The 18,775-nt window shown below is 66.0% G+C and carries 21 protein-coding genes; 9 read left to right on the top strand and 12 right to left on the bottom strand.

The features are described from left to right. A partial coding sequence (locus K5S26_RS18230; RefSeq protein WP_221860882.1) for a hypothetical protein occupies nt 1–308 on the top strand: 308 nt, incomplete at its 5' end. 550 nt (nt 309–858) lie between these two features. Here K5S26_RS18230 and K5S26_RS18225 read toward each other — a convergent pair. Together K5S26_RS18225 and K5S26_RS18220 are read right to left on the bottom strand one after the other, a co-directional pair. Further along, nucleotides 859–1,224, bottom strand: coding sequence for a hypothetical protein (locus K5S26_RS18225; RefSeq protein ID WP_221860880.1), 366 nt, complete (start codon nt 1,222–1,224; stop codon nt 859–861). 205 nt (nt 1,225–1,429) lie between these two features. Beyond that, the gene (locus K5S26_RS18220) at nt 1,430–1,828 is read right to left on the bottom strand and encodes a VOC family protein (RefSeq protein WP_221860878.1); all 399 of its coding nucleotides are present in this window, start codon (nt 1,826–1,828) and stop codon (nt 1,430–1,432) included. Nucleotides 1,829–1,922: 94 nt separating this feature from the next. Here K5S26_RS18220 and K5S26_RS18215 point away from each other — a divergent pair, with 94 nt between their 5' ends. Next, nucleotides 1,923–2,426 (top strand): MarR family winged helix-turn-helix transcriptional regulator, encoded by a 504-nt coding sequence (locus tag K5S26_RS18215; protein ID WP_221860876.1) that lies wholly within the window; start codon nt 1,923–1,925, stop codon nt 2,424–2,426. Here K5S26_RS18215 and K5S26_RS18210 read toward each other — a convergent pair. Continuing rightward, the gene (locus tag K5S26_RS18210) at nt 2,411–2,938 is read right to left on the bottom strand and encodes a hypothetical protein (protein ID WP_221860875.1); all 528 of its coding nucleotides are present in this window, start codon (nt 2,936–2,938) and stop codon (nt 2,411–2,413) included. The genes K5S26_RS18215 and K5S26_RS18210 overlap by 16 nt on opposite strands. 31 nt (nt 2,939–2,969) lie before the next feature. Then, entirely contained in the window at nt 2,970–3,425 is a 456-nt protein-coding gene (locus K5S26_RS18205) for a GntR family transcriptional regulator (protein WP_221860873.1), read from the bottom strand. A gap of 98 nt (nt 3,426–3,523) precedes the next feature. Here K5S26_RS18205 and K5S26_RS18200 point away from each other — a divergent pair, with 98 nt between their 5' ends. Continuing rightward, on the top strand, nt 3,524–4,135 hold the full coding sequence (locus K5S26_RS18200) for a TetR/AcrR family transcriptional regulator (RefSeq protein WP_221860871.1): 612 nt from the start codon (nt 3,524–3,526) through the stop codon (nt 4,133–4,135). 79 nt (nt 4,136–4,214) lie between these two features. Here the strand turns inward: K5S26_RS18200 and K5S26_RS18195 are convergent, their stop codons facing one another. Beyond that, nucleotides 4,215–4,910 (bottom strand): hypothetical protein, encoded by a 696-nt coding sequence (locus K5S26_RS18195; protein WP_221860870.1) that lies wholly within the window; start codon nt 4,908–4,910, stop codon nt 4,215–4,217. Between the two features lie 6 nt (nt 4,911–4,916). Continuing rightward, nucleotides 4,917–6,356: an MDR family MFS transporter gene (locus tag K5S26_RS18190; protein WP_221860868.1), complete on the bottom strand. Its 1,440-nt coding sequence runs from the start codon at nt 6,354–6,356 to the stop codon at nt 4,917–4,919. Between the two features lie 73 nt (nt 6,357–6,429). Here K5S26_RS18190 and K5S26_RS18185 point away from each other — a divergent pair, with 73 nt between their 5' ends. Next, nucleotides 6,430–7,092, top strand: a complete 663-nt coding sequence (locus tag K5S26_RS18185) for a TetR/AcrR family transcriptional regulator (protein ID WP_221860866.1) — start codon at nt 6,430–6,432, stop codon at nt 7,090–7,092. Between the two features lie 20 nt (nt 7,093–7,112). Here the strand turns inward: K5S26_RS18185 and K5S26_RS18180 are convergent, their stop codons facing one another. From K5S26_RS18180 to K5S26_RS18170, 3 genes are read right to left on the bottom strand one after another with little or no spacing between them, the layout of a single operon-like run. After that, nucleotides 7,113–7,925, bottom strand: a complete 813-nt coding sequence (locus tag K5S26_RS18180; RefSeq protein ID WP_221860864.1) for an energy-coupling factor transporter transmembrane component T — start codon at nt 7,923–7,925, stop codon at nt 7,113–7,115. Next, nucleotides 7,922–9,646 (bottom strand): ABC transporter ATP-binding protein, encoded by a 1,725-nt coding sequence (locus K5S26_RS18175; protein ID WP_246604244.1) that lies wholly within the window; start codon nt 9,644–9,646, stop codon nt 7,922–7,924. The genes K5S26_RS18180 and K5S26_RS18175 overlap by 4 nt, the downstream gene beginning before the upstream one ends. Continuing rightward, the gene (locus tag K5S26_RS18170; RefSeq protein WP_221860860.1) at nt 9,639–10,160 is read right to left on the bottom strand and encodes an ECF transporter S component; all 522 of its coding nucleotides are present in this window, start codon (nt 10,158–10,160) and stop codon (nt 9,639–9,641) included. The genes K5S26_RS18175 and K5S26_RS18170 overlap by 8 nt, the downstream gene beginning before the upstream one ends. 332 nt (nt 10,161–10,492) lie before the next feature. Between K5S26_RS18170 and K5S26_RS18165 the strand changes: the two genes are divergently transcribed. The 3 genes from K5S26_RS18165 to K5S26_RS18155 all read left to right on the top strand — a co-directional run bounded on the left by K5S26_RS18165 (nt 10,493) and on the right by K5S26_RS18155 (nt 14,757). Next, nucleotides 10,493–12,322, top strand: a complete 1,830-nt coding sequence (locus K5S26_RS18165; RefSeq protein WP_221860859.1) for an ABC transporter ATP-binding protein — start codon at nt 10,493–10,495, stop codon at nt 12,320–12,322. Then, nucleotides 12,319–14,049: an ABC transporter ATP-binding protein gene (locus tag K5S26_RS18160; RefSeq protein WP_221860857.1), complete on the top strand. Its 1,731-nt coding sequence runs from the start codon at nt 12,319–12,321 to the stop codon at nt 14,047–14,049. Before K5S26_RS18165 ends, K5S26_RS18160 begins: the two co-directional genes overlap by 4 nt. A 96-nt stretch (nt 14,050–14,145) precedes the next feature. Beyond that, nucleotides 14,146–14,757, top strand: a complete 612-nt coding sequence (locus tag K5S26_RS18155; protein ID WP_221860854.1) for a TetR/AcrR family transcriptional regulator C-terminal domain-containing protein — start codon at nt 14,146–14,148, stop codon at nt 14,755–14,757. 16 nt (nt 14,758–14,773) lie between these two features. Here K5S26_RS18155 and K5S26_RS18150 read toward each other — a convergent pair whose 3' ends face one another. Both K5S26_RS18150 and K5S26_RS18145 read right to left on the bottom strand, forming a co-directional pair. Then, complete coding sequence (locus K5S26_RS18150) at nt 14,774–15,196, bottom strand: substrate-binding domain-containing protein (protein WP_221860852.1); 423 nt, start codon at nt 15,194–15,196, stop codon at nt 14,774–14,776. Continuing rightward, nucleotides 15,153–15,743, bottom strand: coding sequence for a TetR/AcrR family transcriptional regulator (locus K5S26_RS18145; protein ID WP_246604243.1), 591 nt, complete (start codon nt 15,741–15,743; stop codon nt 15,153–15,155). Before K5S26_RS18145 ends, K5S26_RS18150 begins: the two co-directional genes overlap by 44 nt. Before the next feature lie 85 nt (nt 15,744–15,828). Here K5S26_RS18145 and K5S26_RS18140 point away from each other — a divergent pair, with 85 nt between their 5' ends. Together K5S26_RS18140 and K5S26_RS18135 are read left to right on the top strand one after the other, a co-directional pair. Then, nucleotides 15,829–16,788, top strand: a complete 960-nt coding sequence (locus tag K5S26_RS18140; RefSeq protein ID WP_221860850.1) for a zinc-binding dehydrogenase — start codon at nt 15,829–15,831, stop codon at nt 16,786–16,788. Between the two features lie 42 nt (nt 16,789–16,830). Then, entirely contained in the window at nt 16,831–17,100 is a 270-nt protein-coding gene (locus K5S26_RS18135) for a hypothetical protein (RefSeq protein ID WP_221860848.1), read from the top strand. Between the two features lie 47 nt (nt 17,101–17,147). On the opposite strand, the gene K5S26_RS18130 is transcribed toward K5S26_RS18135, so the two are convergent. Then, nucleotides 17,148–18,470 (bottom strand): ISL3 family transposase, encoded by a 1,323-nt coding sequence (locus tag K5S26_RS18130; protein ID WP_221860846.1) that lies wholly within the window; start codon nt 18,468–18,470, stop codon nt 17,148–17,150. Nucleotides 18,471–18,775: the final 305 nt, after the last annotated feature.

Raw genomic sequence — 18,775 nt, 5'->3', positions numbered from 1 at the left:
TACTCTTGTGCTCCGGCAGCGCCTCAGCGAGCATCCGCAACGCCCGCTCACGCATCTCCGGTTCGAACTTCTTCGGCATCGTCATCCCATCCTGGATTAGAGGACGGAACGAAAGCCAGGCCGATTCACTCGTTGAACATGCTGATTACCTGCGATGCCCAACGCCGGTGCGGTCATCGCAGGTGGGGTACGGGTTCGAACTGGCACGCCTCGCCACGGTTCAGCTTCGGATCCTGCGCGAAGCAAGTCCGACGCCCGCGAATCCCCACCTACTGAACCCTCACGCCGTACGATCCGGCCGCGACTGATCTCGCGGTCAAGTGCGCTAGATCGGCCGTGGTCCCGATTTGGTCCCGGGAACCCCACTTTCACGAGAATCCGAATGCGCTCACCTAGTAAGAAAACTGCGCCTGATCAGGGATAATCATGGAGCAGCGACGCCAGCGTCCTCCTGTAGCCCACCGAAAACCCCCAGGTAGACGGTTCGGCCCGATTCCTTGATTTCCCGGCCGCGATGCCCATTAGACGGCATCATTTCACGTCATGACTTGCATGGATTGCATGTCTCAGGTCCCGGCCAGGCCCCGACTCTTGGCAATGGGACAAACCTTGGCCAGGCTTTTCGCGGGCTTTACGGGAGCGTCTCACCTGCTCAACAGGTGCGATTGTGAACTCCCCTTCGTCGACCTCGAAACTCAAGCCGAGAGGTTCTGTCCAACTTCGCCAATACGGAGAGCACGGTTCGCACATCATCGACCATGTACTTCATCTCAATGGTGTTTGACCACCGCTCGGCCTGCTCTGCAGGCTGAGGCGAGCGCGGCTCGTTGTTGAGCGCACATGTCGACGCCTTGCTGCCTATGCTCCTCCGTGTGCGAGCGTCTGCACGGCGATCACGAGAATGCCGAGCGCGACGAGTACGGTGAGGACCAGCATTTTCCGCGGGGCCGAGAGACGGGAGCGCCTCACCACGAGCCATCCGATGACGGCGAGCGTGACGATATAGATGTTCCGCGCTGTCACGAGCGCGGCATGGTCCCCGATCACATCCCACACCGCGAGGAGAAGGAAGAACCCAGGCGCGACTGCAGTCGTCAACGCACCCCCCGCGACACGAAGAAGAGACGCCCACTCCCCGCGCGAGGGGAGCACCTGCTTCGTGGCAAGGATTGATATGACGTCGGCGACGAACCCCGCTGCGGTGATCCCGACGACGCCCAGCACGAGGGACAGCAGCGCCCCAGCCGCATCCTCGTGCCCGGCCGCGACCAGGACGATGGCGAGACCGGTGAATGTCGCGTAGACGCGCTCCTTGAAATACGGCGCATCCTTATCCGAGAACTCTCGCCGCCGACGCCGTGTAGTACCAGCCACAGGCTCTCTCTTCCTACGTGCGCGATGTCACGATCGGTTCCCAGAATCGCATGTCTCAGCGTCCGGCGAAGCGTGCCTTCGCGTCGTCGGTCTTCGGGGTGTAGAGGTTGACGCGGTTACCGTCGGGATCAGCGACCATCATGGCGCGGTTCCCCCAGGGCATGCTGCTCGGCTCCTGCAGCACCTGCACCCGGTCACCGAGTCGCTGACGTTCCCGGTCGACGTCGTCGACCTGGAACTCGAGGATGGCGCTCGTGTTCGACGCGGTCGTGAGGCCGGTGCCGGCGAAGAGCGGCAGGGTCGCGTCGCTGCCGATGGCGAGGGTCCCGCCGTCGGTGAGGAGTTCTGCGAAGACCGGGGCGGGGCGCTGGAAAGCGCCACCGGTGATGAGCTCGTAGAACTCGACGAGCTCATCGAGGCGGCTGGTGATGAGGCGCACAGAGGCGAGCTTCATGAGGATCCGATCGTTCGGGCGGCGGACAGGAACTGCCGCGACAAATAATGTAAGGCAACTGATATTATCAGAGTCCTGGACGCGAGGAGGAACGATGGCCGAGGACTTCGGGCAGCGCCTGCCCTACCTGCTGCGACGGGTGAACGGCGCTCTCTCCCAACGCCTGGACGAGGACCTGCGCGCGTTCAAGATCACGCAGTCGCAGCTCTCGGCGTTGGCGATCCTGGATGTCGCACACCCCGAGGGGGTGTCCGGTGCGACGCTCAGCACGCGGTCGGGTGTGACGCCGCAGTCGATGTCCGCCGCTCTTGCCGGCCTCGCAGAACGAGGCCTGATCACTCGCTCTCCCCACCCCGTGCACGGGAGGATCCTCGAGTGCCGGATCACGGCCGCGGGCACCGACATCCTCCGACAGGTGCAGCAGACCACGCGCGACAGCGACCGCTACGACGCCGGCCTCACCCCCGAGCAGCAAGAAACACTCCGTGAGCTCCTCACAACGATGATGCGCTCGCTCAACTTGCACCTCCCGACCGAGAAGTCGGAGACCGTGACGACGACCCCACGTTCCGCTAGCGGCCGTCACGCGGTTGAGTGACTCAGCCGTGCTACCGCGCGTCGGACGCGTGGCCGGATGGCGATGACGTAGGCAACGCGATTCGCGGCGAACAGCAGCAGCAGGATCCCGCTGGTGGCCATATACCCTGCGCCGTCGTTCTTCAGGACGAGGCTGAGCACCACGCGTGCGACGACGAGGAGTGCCAGCATCGCGATACCGCCCCAGCCGGTCCGCTCCTCGAGACGATCCGCGCCCACCTCCGTCGAGGAGGACTTCCCCGGCGAGGCGATCGGACGGAACTGGGTGATGGCGGCCATGGCGATCCCGGTGAGGAACGCGGCGACGAACAGCACGCCGCTTATCACGAGGTCCACGACGGTCATCGGGAACGGGCGCAGACTCACCAGGAGGATTCCGACGCCGCCGAGGATCACAGGCAGTGCCCAGGGCCGGCGGATGTCCAGGCGGGACCAGAACAGCTGCTGGGCCAGGAGGAAGATGATGAGTGCAACAATGAGCGCGAGCACGATGATGAGCAGGGGTCCGGGCATAAGTCACGTGTCCTTTTTCAGAGTTCGATGGTCAGAGCGCAGGACGGGTACGTGCCTGGTGCTCGTTGGAAGCGGTCATCGGCGCGGCCGGGTCGGATCGCTCCTGACGAGTTGGACGATGTCCGCGCTTCGAGATGCCGAGGCGGGCGGCCTCGCGAAGCGCGGGAAGGACGTAGGCCCCTGGGAAAGCCTCCCGCCTGCGCCTCGCCTCTCGCTCGCGCGAGCCTTCGAGGACATATGTCCCTCTCCCCGGTCGTGTCAGCACCATCGCTCTGGTGCGCAGGAGGTCGATGCCTTTCTGTGCCGTCGTGACGCTCACGCCATAGGCCGAGGCCAGCTCGGATGCTGATGGCGCTCTCTGCCCCTCCGGCAGCGTGCCGGACAAGATCTGATCGGTGATGTCGGCCGCGATCCGGCCGTAGGCACGGTCCCGCCCAAGGGTGCCCAGCAGGGCGTGCTCCGATGCACCGCTCGTCTGCTGGCCCATCGCCCTGCCCCTCAAGAACTACTAGTGCAAATATGTTGCAATAGTGACAGTACAGCCCGAGTCCACTCTCCGCAACTTCACTGCGTTAGTGTGGAGTCATGGCGAAGATGGACGTACAGCGCTCCGGCTCATCTCGTCCCGGTGGGCGGACGGCACGGACGCGAGAGGCGGTGCACGCTGCCGCTCGGGAACTCATGTCGAAGTTGGGGGCAGAACACCTCACGATTCCTGCCGTCGCCGACCGGGCAGGCGTCCACGCGACGACCGTGTACCGCCGCTGGCAGACTGCGGAGGCCCTCCTGCTCGACGTCCTCGCGGAGGACATCGCCGCGCAGGCACCCCTCGCAGTAACAGGGGATCTGCATGCCGACATCCTTCGATACGCCCGATCGCTCGCGATCGAGCTCGGGCGGCCTGGCGGGCTCGCGGTCGTGCATGCACTCCTCGCCACGGCACAAACCCATCCCGGCGGCGTGGCCGCAGCCCGAGCCTTCGCCGAACCTCGCAGCGAGCAGATCGCAGCAATCCTTACCGCCAGCCACACCACCGAGATCAGCGTCAACGACATCTTCGAGCTCGTCGTCGCCCCGATCGTCCTCTGGGCGGCACTGGGGGCGATCCAGAACCATCCCACAGCCACCGACCAGGACGCCGTGCGGCGACTGGCCGACAACGTCATCGCCATCCGCGACGCGCGAGCACGTCGCTAACCGCACACCGTGGGCGTCACGCTCGCCAGTCACTCGCTCATCGGTGTCCCATGTTCGCGAAGCCTCGATCCCGTGAGACCTAAAGCCCTTCTTTTCCGGTGGACCAGTATGGCTTGGTTGTAATGGAACGCCGGTGGATCCCGTAGCGCTCCACCAAGAGGGCGCGTTGGCGCTGGATGGATTGCGCATGCCCCAGCAGCAGACCTGCGTCGATCCCGTCGATGCCTGCCGGCCCCGATCTCAGCCAGTCTTGGATCGCGTCGCCCGGCCGGGCTGTCGCCGGAAAGAACACGTATCTCGGCCACCGGACTTCTAACGCTGCGATCGCCTCTTCGTGGACCTCGACGACGACGTGGTGGCTGCCATCTCCGATGTAGGAGTCGAACGTGCCCAACGCTGACGCGTCGCCGACAGCGAGTCGCCGGTTGCCGTGAAGCTTGAGGGGCTGATGGGGTCCTGCGAGGAGTTGGATTCGCTGGCCCGTCTGCAGACGCTCCAGGAGCCGCGTGCCGGGCCCGCCGGCGTCGAGCGCCGCGAGGACGCGGATGTGGCTCGGTACCGACGGATCGATCGTGGTGACGTTGTATCTCCGGCTCTCTGTGGGTGTGACGCGGATCTGCAGTTCGTGACCGCGCTGCCACCCGCCGCTCGGGGGTGCCGCATCGATGGCGAGTTCGATGAACCCGGGAGCTGGTTTCGTGATGTCCTGCACGATCCCGGTCCGTCCGAGCGTGGAGTGGATGATGTTGCCGATGACGGCGGGGGCTTTAGGCATCGGAGGTCACCCGTGCGATGAGGTGTTGTCGGTTTCTGCGGCTTTGCCTTGGGGGAGGAAGAATGCGAGGACGAAGGGGATGATGCTGAGTCCGAGTGTCCACCAGAACGTGCCGGCGAACGCGTCGAGGCCCTCCTGCAACGAGGTGGCGTCCTGTGAGAGCCGCTGGAGGATGACAGCGACCACGGCGATGCCGAACGGGGCTCCGACGCGCTGGACGACGCTGAAGGCGGCGCTGCCGTGGGGTGCTTCGCCGTGGCTCAGCCCGGACAGAGCGAGCGCGAGGACCGGGAACGTGGTGGCAGCGAAGCCGAGGCCTTGGGCGAACTGGCCGATCAGGAGCAGGATTTCGCTGCCCGAGGTGCCGGCGAGGGCGAAGGGGATGGTGCCGAGCATCGTGAGCGCCACTCCGCCGGCGACGACGACGCGGCCGTCGAGGCGAGCGGCGAAGTTTCGGACGACGATGAAGAAGAACATCGTTCCCAGTGCGGTCGCGATCAACAGCAGGCCTGTATGGAACACGGATTCTCCGCGGATCTGCTGGTAGAACAGGGGGAGCAGGAACGCGAGCGCGTAGGTGGAGAACCCGCTCATGAGCGTGATAAGGCTCCCCACGCCGAAGCTTCGCCGCACAAACACCCGGACATCGACGATCGGGTCCCTGCGGGTGGTCAGCGCATGGATGACGAACCCGAGCAGCAGCACGACCCCGGCGACCATGGGCAGCCAGGCGGACAGCTCTCCGAAGCCGTTCTCCCCGGAGGTCTGGCTGATTCCGTAGGCCAACGCGACGACGCTCGGGGTGAGCAGAAGGAATCCCAGGACGTCGAGTCGATGACCGCGCACGCCATGGTTTCGAGGCAGCAGGATGATGCCGAACGCCAGCGCGGCGAGGCAGACCGGGACGTTCACAAAGAACAGCCACTCCCAGCTCCAGTACTCCACGATCGCCCCGCCCAGCACGGAACCGAGCACCGGTCCCAGGAGCCCCGGAAGAGCGACGACGGTGGTCGCACGGTGCACGCGAGCGGGGCCCGCGGCACGCGTCGCGATCGACATCGTCAGAGGCATCACCATCCCTCCCCCGACGCCCTGGAGTACGCGGAACGCGACCAGTTCCGGCAGCGTCGTCGCCAGTCCACACAGCAGCGACCCGACCAGGAACGCGCCTATCGCGAACAGCCACACCTTCCGCGCCCCGAACCGCTCCGACAACCACCCGCTCACCGGGATGACCGCGACGAACGCCAACAGGTAGCCGGTCGCGATCCACTGCGTCTGCGTGACCGACGCATCGAACACGACATGCAATCGATCGAGAGCGATGTTCACGATCGTCGTGTCGAGCAGCGTGATGAACATGCCCAGCGCCAGCACAAGGCTGACCCAGGTCAGTCTCTTGTCCGACACCAGGGCAGGCGTGGGCGCGGTGTGTGCAGAAGTCATAAAACCATACTAGTCCGTTTAGTTTGGTTATGTAAACCGCTAAGATGAGGACCAGGTCAACGACGGGAGGTCGATGATGTCGCAGCCCCGCGGCGGCAGGCCCAGTCGCGCGCAGTCGGCACTGAAGCGGCAGGCGATCCTTCAGGCGGCGCGTGACTTGTTCGTCAGCGAGGGTGTGGATCGCGTCAGCATGGATGCCGTCGCCGCGAAGGCGCAGGTGTCGAAGGCGACGGTGTACGAGCACTTCGGCGACAAGCAGAATCTCTTCACCGCGATCCTCCACGACGCCTCTTCCTCGATGACGGCCACGGCGCAACGCGTCCTCGACGAGCACCTCTCAGACGACGCACCCATACGCACGGTCGAAGAACTCGAGGCTGCCCTCACGGCGGCGATGATCGACCTCGGCGACGCGATGGTGAGTTCGGACGAGTACAGCGCCGTGTTCGCGCTCGTGGCACAACACCGGCAACGAACCTCGGATCCGACCAGCGACGTCTCCACCGAGGTCGTGGAAGAGGCCTTCGCCGAGCGCATCCGGCATTTCGTCGGCCTTGGACTGCTGGACACCGAAGATCCCCGCACCGCCGCCGATCATTTCACCGCGCTCACCATGCTCCTGGCCTACAACCAGCAGCCCATCGCCGCACTGGTCGACCCCGAGAGAGTCAAGCAGACCATGATCGACGGCGTCCGGCTTTTCATCCGGGGATATCGCGCACGGGCACACGAATAGCCCTGCCGCGTCCGGCCAGTTCATGAGGGCACCCCGACATCGATCGCGAGGTCAAGCCAATCTCGCGCCGCCGTGCTGGCGAATATGATCGCGACCACGCCCCAGCACACCACGACGAAGATGATGTCGCGAGGCCGGATGAACGCAGGATCACGGTCGCTGCGGCGGGCGTGAGCGCCGAATCCTCGCGCGTCCATCGCAAGGGAGAGCCGTTCAGCGTGTCGGGCTCCGCCGGCGAGGAGCGGGACGAGTAAACGTGCGGTGCGTCGAAGATAGCCGAGGGGACCGGGGCGTTCGATGACTCCGCGAGCTTGCTGGGCGGTACGGATGGTGAGGAGGTCCTGCCGGTAGCGGGGGACGAAGCGGGCTGCGGTCACCGCGCCATACGCGAACCGGTAGGGAACACGCGCCTGGCGGACCAGGGCGCTGATGAGAGCTGCTGTGGTGGTTCCGAGGGAGGCCAGCAGCACGAGCATGACCATCGCCACAAGGCGTGCCGCCGTCGCCGCGCCGGCCTCGACGGCGCCGACGCGCAGCGTGATCCACCCAGAGACGAGGACCGGAGTGTGTGCGACAGACTCGGGGCGGGCGAGCAGGGCGAACGAGAACGTGGTCCATGCCGTGAGAACGAGGAGGAGGCCGCTGCCGACGAGAATGGTTCGGATGTGCAGGCGTGCCCCCGTGAGTATCGCGATCGCGGCGGCTGCGGCGATCAGGGCGGGTGTGGTGATGTCGCGAGTGAACATGACCAGCACGATCGGAGGCAACGCGCCGACGAGTTTCATCAATGGGTTCGGCGTCGCCAGAGCAGCAGGACGAGTGGTCGACGTCACGGCGCTTCGCTGACCTGTGTGGTGCGGTAGATGTGCTGCCAGGCGGGGTCGTGGGCCGTGAGAGCACGGGCGATGCGGTGTATGGGCGGCGTGCGCAGTCCCGCAGCGCGGATGAGCCCGTCGTCGCCCAGGAGGTCGGTGGGACCGACATCGAGCAGCTCACCGTCCGCGAGGAGGGCGACGCGGTGTGCATGGTCGGCGATTAGCTGCATGTCGTGGGTGACCATCAGGATCGTGATCCCGCTCACGTTCAGCTCGTCAACATGGGCGATGATCTCAGAGGCCCGCTCGTGATCCTGTCCGAAGGTGGGCTCGTCCAGGATGAGGATCTGCGGTTGCGTGATCAGCGCGGTGGCGACCGAGAGTCGCCGCTTCTCTCCGTGGGAGAGGAGGAAGGGATTGACGGCGGCGTAGCGGTGCAGGTCGAAGCGATTCAGCATCTCGCCTACCCGATCGGTGATCTCCGATGCGCCGACCCCGCGTACGCGCAGCCCGTATGCGAGTTCTTCTCTGACTGTCGGGGTGAGGAATTGGTGTTCCGGGTTCTGGAACACATACTCGATCTGCGCGCTGAGGTCTCTCGCAGTCAGTGATGTCAGGGAGACGCCGCGGAGGCTCACGGTTCCGGATGCGAGCGGGATGAGACCGGCGATCGCTCGGGTGAGGGTGCTCTTTCCAGCCCCGTTCACTCCCGCGACCGCCAGGAACTCTCCGGCATGCACATCCAGACTGATATCGCCCAGGATCGTCTTCTTGCCGAGGTTCACCCGCGCGTGGTCGACGCAGACGTGAACCCCACTCCGGGGCTCATCCGGGGGCATCGGGGATGCGGGGCGCTCCGCGACGTGCAGGCGGCCTGCCGTGTCGATCGCGCTCTCGGCGAGTTCTGCGACGCTGAGGGGAAGGACACTCTCCGGGCCAGTGTCCAGTCCGAGACGGAGGGCGAGGCGGGTGGCGGTGGGAAGCCAGATGCCCAGGTCCAGCAGCGCGCGGGCGTGTACACCGATCACCTCGTGGGGCGTCCCGTCGTGGAGAACAGTTCCGGTGAGGGAGAGGACGATGACGCGATCGGCGACTTCGAGTGCGTCGTCCAGGTCGTGTTCGACCATGATGATCGTCCGCTCAGGACCAGCAAGTGCGTTGAGGGTCTGGTAGAACTCTGCGGCGGCGACAGGGTCGAGGTTGGCGGTGGGCTCGTCGAGCACCAGCACGGCAGGGTTGAGCGCGAGGGCGCACGCGATCGCGAGCCGTTGCCTGTTCCCTCCCGACAGCTCGGCGGGCGATCGCAAAGCCTCGTCCCGGGTGTCAGCGAGGCCGACATGGCGGAGCGCGTCGAGGGCGCGCTCTTCGATCAGCTCCGCCGGGACCAGGAGGTTCTCCAACCCGAAGCACACTTCATCCAGCAGCGTGGCGGTGACGATCTGTGCGTCGGGGTCCTGAAACACGACCCCCACGCTCTCGGCCAGCTGTCCGGCACGGACGACACGAGTGTCCACGCCGGTGCACTCGACGGTGCCCCGGGGCTCGGCGTCGATGCTGGCGGGGATGAGACCGGTCAGGGCGAGCAGCAGGGTGGATTTGCCGCACCCGGATGGCCCGAGCAGCAGGATGCGCTCCCCCGCTCCGGCCCGGATCGTCACCTTGTCACCGACCCAGGACCCTCGGGCCGGATAGCGAACGCTCACCTGCTGCGCGTCTATGACCGGCCCAGTGCTACGCATTGGCGCCTTGTGCCGACGCGCCTCCGATACCGGCTCGGCGCAGGGCACGCGCGATCAGCCACGACAGGGCGCCTCCCGCAGCGGCGGAGACCAACTGCCCCGCGCAGACGAGGGTCAGCAGGAGCGGCTGCATGTTCGGCAGGTCGTAGGTGAACACGCTGAGCAGGCACGACAGGGCACCGAGGACCACCCCGGACACGAGGAGCATCTTCAGCCCGAACCAGCGGTATCGCGTGACGAGGAACGGCAGTTCGATGAGGAGGCCGAACATGGCCATCATCATCAGCATGGCCGGGCCCGCCGGTGAGACCATGGTCACGACGCCCGCGGCGACGGCGCCGATCACCCCCGTGCCGCCGCGTCGCAGAACCGCGAGGGGCACCAATGCGGCCATGCTCCACAGTCCGAAGGTGAATCCCGCCAGGGCGGGCATCGGGGCGGCCGCCGTCATGATCGCGAACAGCACGGGAACCAGGACGACGCCCACTGCCGCTCCCAGCGCCGCAGCGATCATGATCGTGCGTGTTGTGTACCGGCGGCGCGGCGCGGTCTCTTGAACGGCATCGGAATCGCCCATACGTGGCTCTGCCTTTCCCTCATCATCCCCGCGTACAACTCGCCTCAACGTCCGACGAAGCGAGGGCGGCTCTGCGGGGATCTCTCCCCGAACTTGTTCACTGACCAATATCGCACTAGCGGTCGTATCGTTTGTGAATTAGTCTTAACTTGTGCATTGACCAAGTAAAGAAACAACGCACGACGACATCCTGTTCCTCGCGCGCACCACGGCTCACTCGAAAGCCCCGCGCGCGGCGTCGGGGCGGCCCACGAGAGATGGAGGCGCTGATGAGCGCGGTCGAGACAGAGACGCGGGCTCCCGCGCGGAAGCGGGAGACGAAGGCGCAGGCGGTCCCGCGTTTCGGTCCGCTCTGGCGGCTGTTGCAGCCGATCCGGGGGAGACTGATCATCGCGTGCGTGATCGGCGCTGTGGGCGCGTCCGCATCGGTCGTGCCGTTCATCGCCGTCGCGAACCTCGCCGAATCGCTGCTGAGCCCCGCCGCTGACTCGGCAGGTGCGATCTGGACATGGGGACTGGTCGCCGTGGGTGCACTGCTGTTGCGTTTCGTGTGCGTCTTCATCGCCGGAGGCATCACGCACTACTCCGACACCGGCTTTCAACTGCTGATCCGGCGGCGGATGGCGACGTGGCTGGGGCGTGTGCCGCTGGGATGGTTCACCGTGCGCACGTCCGGCTCGGTGAAGAAGAGTGTCTCGGACGACGTGATGTCGATGCACCACCTCATCGCCCACACCGCGTTGGAGGTCATCGACGGGCTCATCATCCCCCTCGTGACGATGGTGTACCTGTTCAGCATCGACTGGAGGATGTCGATGTTCGTGACGCTGCCCCTCATGGTCGGTGTCGTCCTCTACGGCGCGCAGGTCGCGAAGCTGCGCCCACGGATCGCCGAGTACGCGGAGGCGATGAGCGACATCAACGGCAGCGCCGTCGAGTTCGTGCAGGGCATCAGCGTCGTGAAGACGTTCGGGCAGACAGGCAAGGGGTACCGGCGCTTCCTCGACGCCGCCGCGCACTTCCTCGATCTCACCGGCCCGAAGACGCGCGGAACGATGAAGGCCAGCGCGCTCGCAGAGACGGTCCTCGCCCCCTTGACCTCCCTCGTGATCATCGTCGCCGCCGGCGCAGGGCTAGCGGCATCGGGAGCACTCGATCCGGTGACCGTCATCCCCTTCGTCCTCCTCGGAATCGGCGTGACCGCACCGCTCACGACCCTGTGGCTGACGGCTACGGCCACGACGGAGGCCGCAGAGGCCGCCGAGCGGGTACTCGACATCCTCTCCACCCCCGCGCTCGAGGTCCCCGAGGCCCCGAAGACACCGACCGATTCGACAGTCGCGCTCGAACAGGTCACGTTCAGCTACGACGCTGACCGCACCGCACTGGAGGACGTGAGCCTTCGCCTGGAACCCGGGACGACGACGGCTCTGGTGGGACGGTCGGGGTCGGGCAAGACGACGATCGCGAAACTGATCCCCCGCTTCTGGGACCCGGCATCCGGACGGATCACGATCGGCGACGTCGACATCCGGGAGATCGCACCGACAGAGCTCTACCGGCAGGTGTCTTTCGTGTTCCAGGACGTCCAGTTGCTGAGCACGACGGTCCGCGACAACATCCGGCTGGCACGCCCCGACGCGAGCGCTGCGGATGTGGAGAACGCGGCACGTGCCGCGCAGATCCATGACCGCATCCTCGAACTCCCCCGCGGATTCGACAGCGTCGTCGGCGACGACGCGCTCTTCTCCGGCGGCGAGGCGCAGCGCGTCTCCATAGCCCGCGCGATCCTCGCCGACACCCCTGTCCTGATCCTGGACGAGGCCACGGCCTTCGCCGATCCGGAATCCGAGGCCCTCATCCAAGACGCCCTATCGGCATTGACCGCGGGACGCACCCTGCTGGTCATCGCGCACCGGCTCTCGACTGTCCAAGGTGCGGACCAGATCGTCGTCGTCGACGACGGCCAAATCGTCGAGCGCGGACGCCACGACGCGCTCCTCTCCGAGGAAGGCCTGTACGCCACCCTCTGGGCCAGCCACGAACGCGCATCCACCTGGCATCCCACCACTCGACAGGAAACGGAGGTCACCCGATGATCCGCCGACTGCTGCGCATCATGGGAGACGAGGCCGGCCGCCTACGCCTGCTCGTCACGCTGACCGTCATCGGCGCGATCATCCAAGGGGTCGCGTTCGCCCTCCTCGTCCCGCTCATGCAAGCCCTCCTCGAAGGCCGATTCACCGACCTGTGGTGGTGGGTCGGAGTCGAGGCAGCGATCCTCCTCGCGTTCGGTGCGGTGACCTACAGCACCAAGCTCCTGGGCCTGTCGACGTCCTTCGCGCTGACCGGACGGTTGTGGCGGCGTCTCGGCGACCACATCTCCACCCTGCCGCTCGGCTGGTTCAACGCCGAGAAGGTGGGCTCGGTGTCTCGGCTGCTCAGCGTGGGCGTGTTCAGCGTCACGGGGTTCCCGACACAGGTGCTGGGCCTGCTCATCCACGCGTTCGTCACGCCCGCGGTCGTCGTCGCCCTGATGTTCGTCTTCCAGTGGCAGCTCGCCCTCATCGCCGTCGCCACCGTGCCGTTCCTCTGGCTCGCCTACCGCTGGTCAGGAGCGCTCCTGCGCGCGGTGGACCGGCGCACCCACGGGTCGAACGTCCGCACCGCGAACCGCCTGATCGAGTTCGCGCAGACACAGCCCGTGCTCCGCGCCTTCGGACGCACCGCTGAGGGGTACCAGCTGCTCGATGACGCGCTCGTCGCTCAGCACAAAGCCGACAACACCCTCATGACCTGGGGCGGGGTCGTGGGTGACGGTATCTTCCGGCTCACCACGCAAGCCGCGTTCACCGCCATCCTGCTCGGGGGCGTCGCCCTTGCCGCGGGGAACGCGATCGGCCCCGTCCAACTGGTAGCACTGCTCATCCTCGCCACACGGTTCATCCAGCCACTGATGGAGAGCGCCGCGATCGGCGGTGCGATCAAGTCGATGGGCAACAATCTGAGCCGCATGGATGCCGTCTTCGACGTGCACGCTCTGCCGGAGCCCGAGCAGCCGGCAGCACTGGCCGATGCATCGGTGGAGTTCCACGACGTCCGATTCGGCTACGATGACCGCGAGGTGCTCAGCGGTGTCAGTTTCGTCGCACGCCCGCGCACGATGACCGCACTCGCGGGTCCGTCAGGGTCGGGGAAGACGACGATCACGCGACTGATCGCCCGGTTCTGGGACACACAGTCGGGCTCGGTCACGGTGAGCGGCTCGGACGTGCGTCGTATGACGGCCGAGCAGCTCATGGGGCAGTTGTCCTTCGTGTTCCAAGACGTCTACCTCTTCTCCGGCACGATCCGCGAGAACATCATGATGGCCCGGCCCGACGCGACCGAAGAACAACTGCACACAGCCGTGCGACTGGCCCGGGTGACCGAGATCACCGACCGACTCCCCCTCGGGCTCGACACCGCCGTCGGAGAAGGCGGCAACGCGCTCTCCGGCGGGGAACGCCAGCGCGTCTCGATCGCCCGCGCACTACTGAAGGACGCCCCCATCGTCCTGTTGGACGAAGCGACCGCCGCACTCGACGCGGAGAACGAAGCGCTCGTACAGGAGGCCCTGACCGCCCTGACCGCGAACCGCACCCTCATCGTCATCGCTCACCGGCTGCAGACCATCGCCGCGGCAGACCAGATCCTCTTCCTGGAAGACGGGGCCATCGCCGAACGGGGCACACACGAAGAACTCCTTCACACCGACGGACGCTACGCCGACTTCTGGCGGGAACGGAGCCGCGCCCGCGGATGGCGGCTCGGAACCAGAAGCTGACCGCACGACCGGGGTTCTGCTGCACAGTCGGCCCGCGCGCGAGGACCCCGGTCGCGTCAACTCCCCGTACGCTCAGAACGAGGGAAGGCATAGTCGATGACCAAGAAACGACTGAACCGCGAAGACGTCGTCCGCGCAGCACTGGAACTGCTCGACGACTCGGGCTACGACGCCGTCACCCTCCGCGGCGTCGCCAAGCACCTGGGCGTGCACCTGAACTCCGTCTCCTTCCAGATCACCACCAAAGCCCGCCTCTTCGAGCTGATGGCCGAAGCCATCCTCGGCGAGCTTGCGCTGGACGATCTCCCCGACGAACCCCGCGAACGCATCTCCGAGGTCACACGACGACTCCGCCGAGCCATGCTCTCCCATCGAGATGGCGGACGAGTCATCGGCGGCACCGACACCGCCGACGCGAACGCATTCCGGTACGCGGAAGTCACCATCGGCGCGTTCCTCGAGCTCGGAGTCAGCGACGTCGTCGCCGTTCGCGCCAGCTTCGCACTACACTGTCTCGTCATCGGCCTCGTCGAAGAAGAACAAGCCGACCGTCCCAACCCCCACCACACACCCATCACCGCAGAAGGCTTCCCCCGGCTCGCGGGTATGACCGCACTCCTCGAACAGGAGTCCTACGCCGACCGCGCAGAATTCGGCATCAACGCCCTCATCACACAAGCGGTCCTCACCGCCGCTGCTCCAGCCTGATCTCACCCCGAGAGCACTACGTGCTGGCACGGATGACGAGCTCGGGCTGCAGGATCAGCGTTCGGGGCTCTCTCGCGCCGGCCATGATCTCTTCGAGCATCAATGTCATGGCGGCGGCACCGGACTCCTCGAACGGCTGGCGCACCGTCGTGAGCCCGATCGTCTCCGCCACGGTCCCGTCGTCGTACCCGACCAGGGCGACCCGGCCCTCTCGACCGTCGCCGTGCGCGCGGAAGTGCTGCCACACCCGTGCGGCGAGCTCGTCGTGGTGAGCCACCACGGCCGTCGCGGAGGGACGCGACCGAAGCGCCGCCGAGGCGACCTCGCCGGGCGCAGCCGGCGTCGAAACTGCGAGGGCGGGAATCTCCGGACGAGGCAGGGGTGCTGCGTCTCGTTTAGCTATAGGTTTTCGCGCGACTCGTTGGGCGTAGCGCGTCAAGGGCAAGAGCTGACAGCCGTCGGGCGGCGTGGTCGACCTTGTCAGCGCTGAGTGACGAGATGCCGCGGCTTGCGAGGAGCAGGAGCGTGAGGTCCGCGGAGGTGAGGTCCTGCCGCACCGACCCCGCGGCTTTTGCGCGGTCTGCGAGGGTAGCCAGCTGGGCGAGCAGGTCCTTTCGATGCTCGGCAAGGAAGTCTAAGTGCGGGGTTGATGCCAGGAATGCTTCGACGAAGCCGCGATGGTGAGCGTTCAGCATGATCAGACCAGTCATGCTGGTGGTGAATCCGCGAGAGGGATCGGGGTCGGCGTAGCCGCGTTCGACGATCGAGCGACACGCATGCATCTCTTCGGAAAAGATCTCCTCGAGCAGATCTTGTTTCGTAGGAAACCGTCGATACAACGTCGCTGGTCCCACATACGCGCGCCGAGCGACATCCCGCATACTCACCTTCAGACCATGCTCTGCGAACAGGTCTCGCGCGGCCGTGACAATTCGGTCGCGGTTGTCCTGCGCATCCGTACGGAGCTTCTGAGGCATCTTCGTCATGGTCTCTCTCACATCTCACAAGTGGACGGAGGCGTCCGCTAACGTCCAAGCGTAGCGTCCGGTTAATGCAAGAGGAGTAGACATCATGAAGGCAGTCGTCATCCGAGAGTTCGGTGAGACGTCGGGTATGGAAGTCGCCGAGGTACCCACACCCTCGCTGGGTGATGGAAAGGTCCTTGTGAAGACCGAGGCGATCGGCGTCGGCGGCGTGGATGCGGCGATTCGTCGCGGCACCTTGGGCGACGGGTATCCACGGGACATGATCCCCGGCGGAGAGGTGGCGGGGACTATCGTCGAGGTCGGCCCGGGCGTCCCCGCGAGCTGGCGGGGTACGCGCGTTTGGGCGCACACGGGAACGAGCGGTGGCTACGCCGAATATGCCGCAGCCCGCCTCGAGGATGTCACCGCCCTCCCTGACGGTCTAGATGCTGTCGAAGCCGTCGCGCTGGGAAGCGCCGCGACGGTCGCGCACTTCGCACTCGAGCACGCACATTTTCAAACCGGGGAAGCGTTGCTTGTCCGTGGGGCTGCGGGCAGCATCGGTATCGCCGCCGTTGAGCTCTCAAGACAACGGGGGGCGTCATCGATCGCCGTCACCACCTCGTCCCGGGAACGTGGTGAAAGGCTCATCAGCCTCGGAGCCTCGCAGATACTGGATCGCAACGGACAAAGCCCCACTGGCGGCACCGAGGAGTTCGACGTCATCCTCGACATCGTGGGAGGGGCCGCCGTTCCCTCTTTCGTAGACCGGCTCGCATCGAATGGGCGGATGGTGCTCGTTGGAGCCGTAGCCGGCTTCCCGCCCGCTGAGTTCGGAATGTCGATCATGAGATCCTTCCAGCGCTCCCGGTCGATCGCGGCGTTCAGCCTCGCCTCCGTCGACGCGGAAAAGCGAGATCGGGTACGTGCGGTGCATTTTGAGGCGGCTGTCCGGGGAGATCTGCATGCTGTCGTTCACGAGAGGATGCCCCTCGAGAGAGCGGCGAGAGCACATGACGCCATGGACGCTGGAAACGTGTTCGGACGGATCGTTCTCACGAGTTGATTAACCCGACCGCTCGCATCTGAACCTGACGCCACGATGCCATTGACCATCGCAAATCTGACGCCGCCCATCGTCAATACTCACACCTATCTCGCCACCACGGGACGGCGTGCGGAATACGCACCGCGGCCGCCCGCCGTCCCATCGATTCTCGTGCTCGCCGAGAACAGCGTGGTCATCTCGCCGCGGCGAGCGCAAGAGTTCAGCGACCTCGACTGGGACGTACGAGCTCGCGCCGGATCACCTCACGACATGCACGTCCAGATGCCGACACAGCTCGCTATCCTTCTCGAAGACGTGCTCAGCGCGTGATCGCCAAGACGACCCCAAGGCCTCGAGACTCTCTCAGTATTAGTGGCTCATCCCAATCGAGGGTGTAGTCGCGGCCTGAACCCGCCCGCCTCGAGCAGGGATCTGGCGATGTAGTTGGTCAGGTTCCTGAGGCCGAGGGCGCTGCCGCGGAGGTGCTCGAGCCGGCCGTTGATCGCCTCGGTCGGACCGTTGCTGGTGCCGGGCCGGTCGAAGTAGGCCAGCACGTCGGCGGCACGCTTCTTCAGGGTGCGGCCGAGCCTCGCGACTTCGACCAGAGCCTTCGGGACACCGGTCCCGAAGTCGTTGATCAGCTTGACCATCGCCTCACGTCCGCGGCTGCGGTCCTCCTCGCGGTAGGCAGCGATCATGCGCTGATATATGCCCCAGGTCGCTTGGACCTCAACATGCTGATCGGCGGCAAACAGCCGGGTGAGCCGGTCGATCTGACGGTCGGTGAGCAGCCCGCTACCGGTGTGCAGGGTGCGCCTTGTCTTGTAGAGCGGGTCGTCCTTGAAGCCGCGGTGGCCGTGGATGGCGAGTTGTACGCGACGGCGGCACTGGTCGAGTGCATCGCCGGCCAGGCGGACGACGTGGAAGGGATCCATCACCGCGACCGCGTCGGGGACCTCCTCGGCTGCGGCGGTCCTGAAGCCGGCGAACCCGTCCATCGCGACGACCTCGACCCCGTCGCGCCAGCTGTCGGGTCGTGCGGCGAGCCAGGTCTTGAAGGCCTGCTCCGAGCGCCCTTCGACCATGTCGAGCAGGCGCGCAGGGCCGGTGCCGTCGCGGATCGGGGTGAGGTCGATGATCACGGTGACGTACTTGTCGCCGCGGCGAGTGTGCCTCCAGACGTGTTCGTCCACCCCGATGACGGCGACACCGTCGAAGCGGTACTCGTCGTTGATCAGCACTCGTCTGCCTTCGGCCAAGACTGTGTTGTTTGCGGTGTCCCACGCGACTCCGAGTCCCTCGGCGACCCGGGCGACGGTGAGGTGTTGGACCACGATCCCTTCCAGTGCCCACCGCAGCCCGGTGCGGGTCAGCTTCGCCCGGGGCTCGGCTGCGCGGCTGGCGTCTTGGCGCCATACGTGACCGCAGTCGGTGCACTTGTAGCGGCGGATTGTCACCAGCAGCGTCGTTGGCCGCCAACCCAGCGGCACGTGTGCCAACCGCCTGGTCACGGCGTCACGCGGCGCGCCCTGACCGCCGCAGCGATGGCACCAGCCCTCGCTGCCATCCGCAGCATCGACCACGCGGCAAGCCAGAACAGTGCGATCAGGCTCCAGGCGTTGACCCACGACCTCGAGTCCGAGGTCATCGAGTCGGCAGAACTTCGTCAGGTCAGGGCGCGCAAAGGTACCGTCAGGCAAGTCGACGTCATCTGTATGGACGGCATTGGAACCCCATCTGTCGGGGACTTCGACCTCTCTCACGGCAGCACTCCGCCGATGCCCTCACACCCTCAATTGCGGGTGTGAGGGTGAGCACCCGCCACCCGCCACCCGCCCCGCGTCTTGGCTGGTCAGCGTTGGGCGGCGTCGGAGACCTCGGAGCCTGACCCGCTTTTCCGGACGCCAGCTTTGAGGCGATGATCGTCTCGGAAGGAGTCCGTGAGATGCCTGCTGCCCACCCGCCGGAGTTCCGGCGTCGAGCCCTGGATCTTGTCGCCCAGGGC

The organism is Microbacterium marinilacus (genome assembly GCF_019753765.1).
Lineage (GTDB): Bacteria > Actinomycetota > Actinomycetes > Actinomycetales > Microbacteriaceae > Microbacterium > Microbacterium marinilacus.
Note: the sequence above shows the minus strand (reverse complement) of the source record. Positions and strands in the feature narration are given on the sequence as shown.

What these genes read in the sequence shown, in the direction of transcription:
- K5S26_RS18220 (WP_221860878.1), bottom strand. Translation starts at nt 1,828, where the DNA reads ATGAAGCTCGCCTCTGTGCGCCTCATCACCAGCCGCCTCGATGAGCTC.
- K5S26_RS18215 (WP_221860876.1), top strand. Translation starts at nt 1,923, where the DNA reads ATGGCCGAGGACTTCGGGCAGCGCCTGCCCTACCTGCTGCGACGGGTG.
- K5S26_RS18210 (WP_221860875.1), bottom strand. Translation starts at nt 2,938, where the DNA reads ATGCCCGGACCCCTGCTCATCATCGTGCTCGCGCTCATTGTTGCACTC.
- K5S26_RS18205 (WP_221860873.1), bottom strand. Translation starts at nt 3,425, where the DNA reads ATGGGCCAGCAGACGAGCGGTGCATCGGAGCACGCCCTGCTGGGCACC.
- K5S26_RS18200 (WP_221860871.1), top strand. Translation starts at nt 3,524, where the DNA reads ATGGCGAAGATGGACGTACAGCGCTCCGGCTCATCTCGTCCCGGTGGG.
- K5S26_RS18195 (WP_221860870.1), bottom strand. Translation starts at nt 4,910, where the DNA reads ATGCCTAAAGCCCCCGCCGTCATCGGCAACATCATCCACTCCACGCTC.
- K5S26_RS18190 (WP_221860868.1), bottom strand. Translation starts at nt 6,356, where the DNA reads ATGACTTCTGCACACACCGCGCCCACGCCTGCCCTGGTGTCGGACAAG.
- K5S26_RS18185 (WP_221860866.1), top strand. Translation starts at nt 6,430, where the DNA reads ATGATGTCGCAGCCCCGCGGCGGCAGGCCCAGTCGCGCGCAGTCGGCA.
- K5S26_RS18175 (WP_246604244.1), bottom strand. Translation starts at nt 9,646, where the DNA reads ATGCGTAGCACTGGGCCGGTCATAGACGCGCAGCAGGTGAGCGTTCGC.
- K5S26_RS18170 (WP_221860860.1), bottom strand. Translation starts at nt 10,160, where the DNA reads ATGATCGCTGCGGCGCTGGGAGCGGCAGTGGGCGTCGTCCTGGTTCCC.
- K5S26_RS18165 (WP_221860859.1), top strand. Translation starts at nt 10,493, where the DNA reads ATGAGCGCGGTCGAGACAGAGACGCGGGCTCCCGCGCGGAAGCGGGAG.
- K5S26_RS18160 (WP_221860857.1), top strand. Translation starts at nt 12,319, where the DNA reads ATGATCCGCCGACTGCTGCGCATCATGGGAGACGAGGCCGGCCGCCTA.
- K5S26_RS18155 (WP_221860854.1), top strand. Translation starts at nt 14,146, where the DNA reads ATGACCAAGAAACGACTGAACCGCGAAGACGTCGTCCGCGCAGCACTG.
- K5S26_RS18145 (WP_246604243.1), bottom strand. Translation starts at nt 15,743, where the DNA reads ATGACGAAGATGCCTCAGAAGCTCCGTACGGATGCGCAGGACAACCGC.
- K5S26_RS18140 (WP_221860850.1), top strand. Translation starts at nt 15,829, where the DNA reads ATGAAGGCAGTCGTCATCCGAGAGTTCGGTGAGACGTCGGGTATGGAA.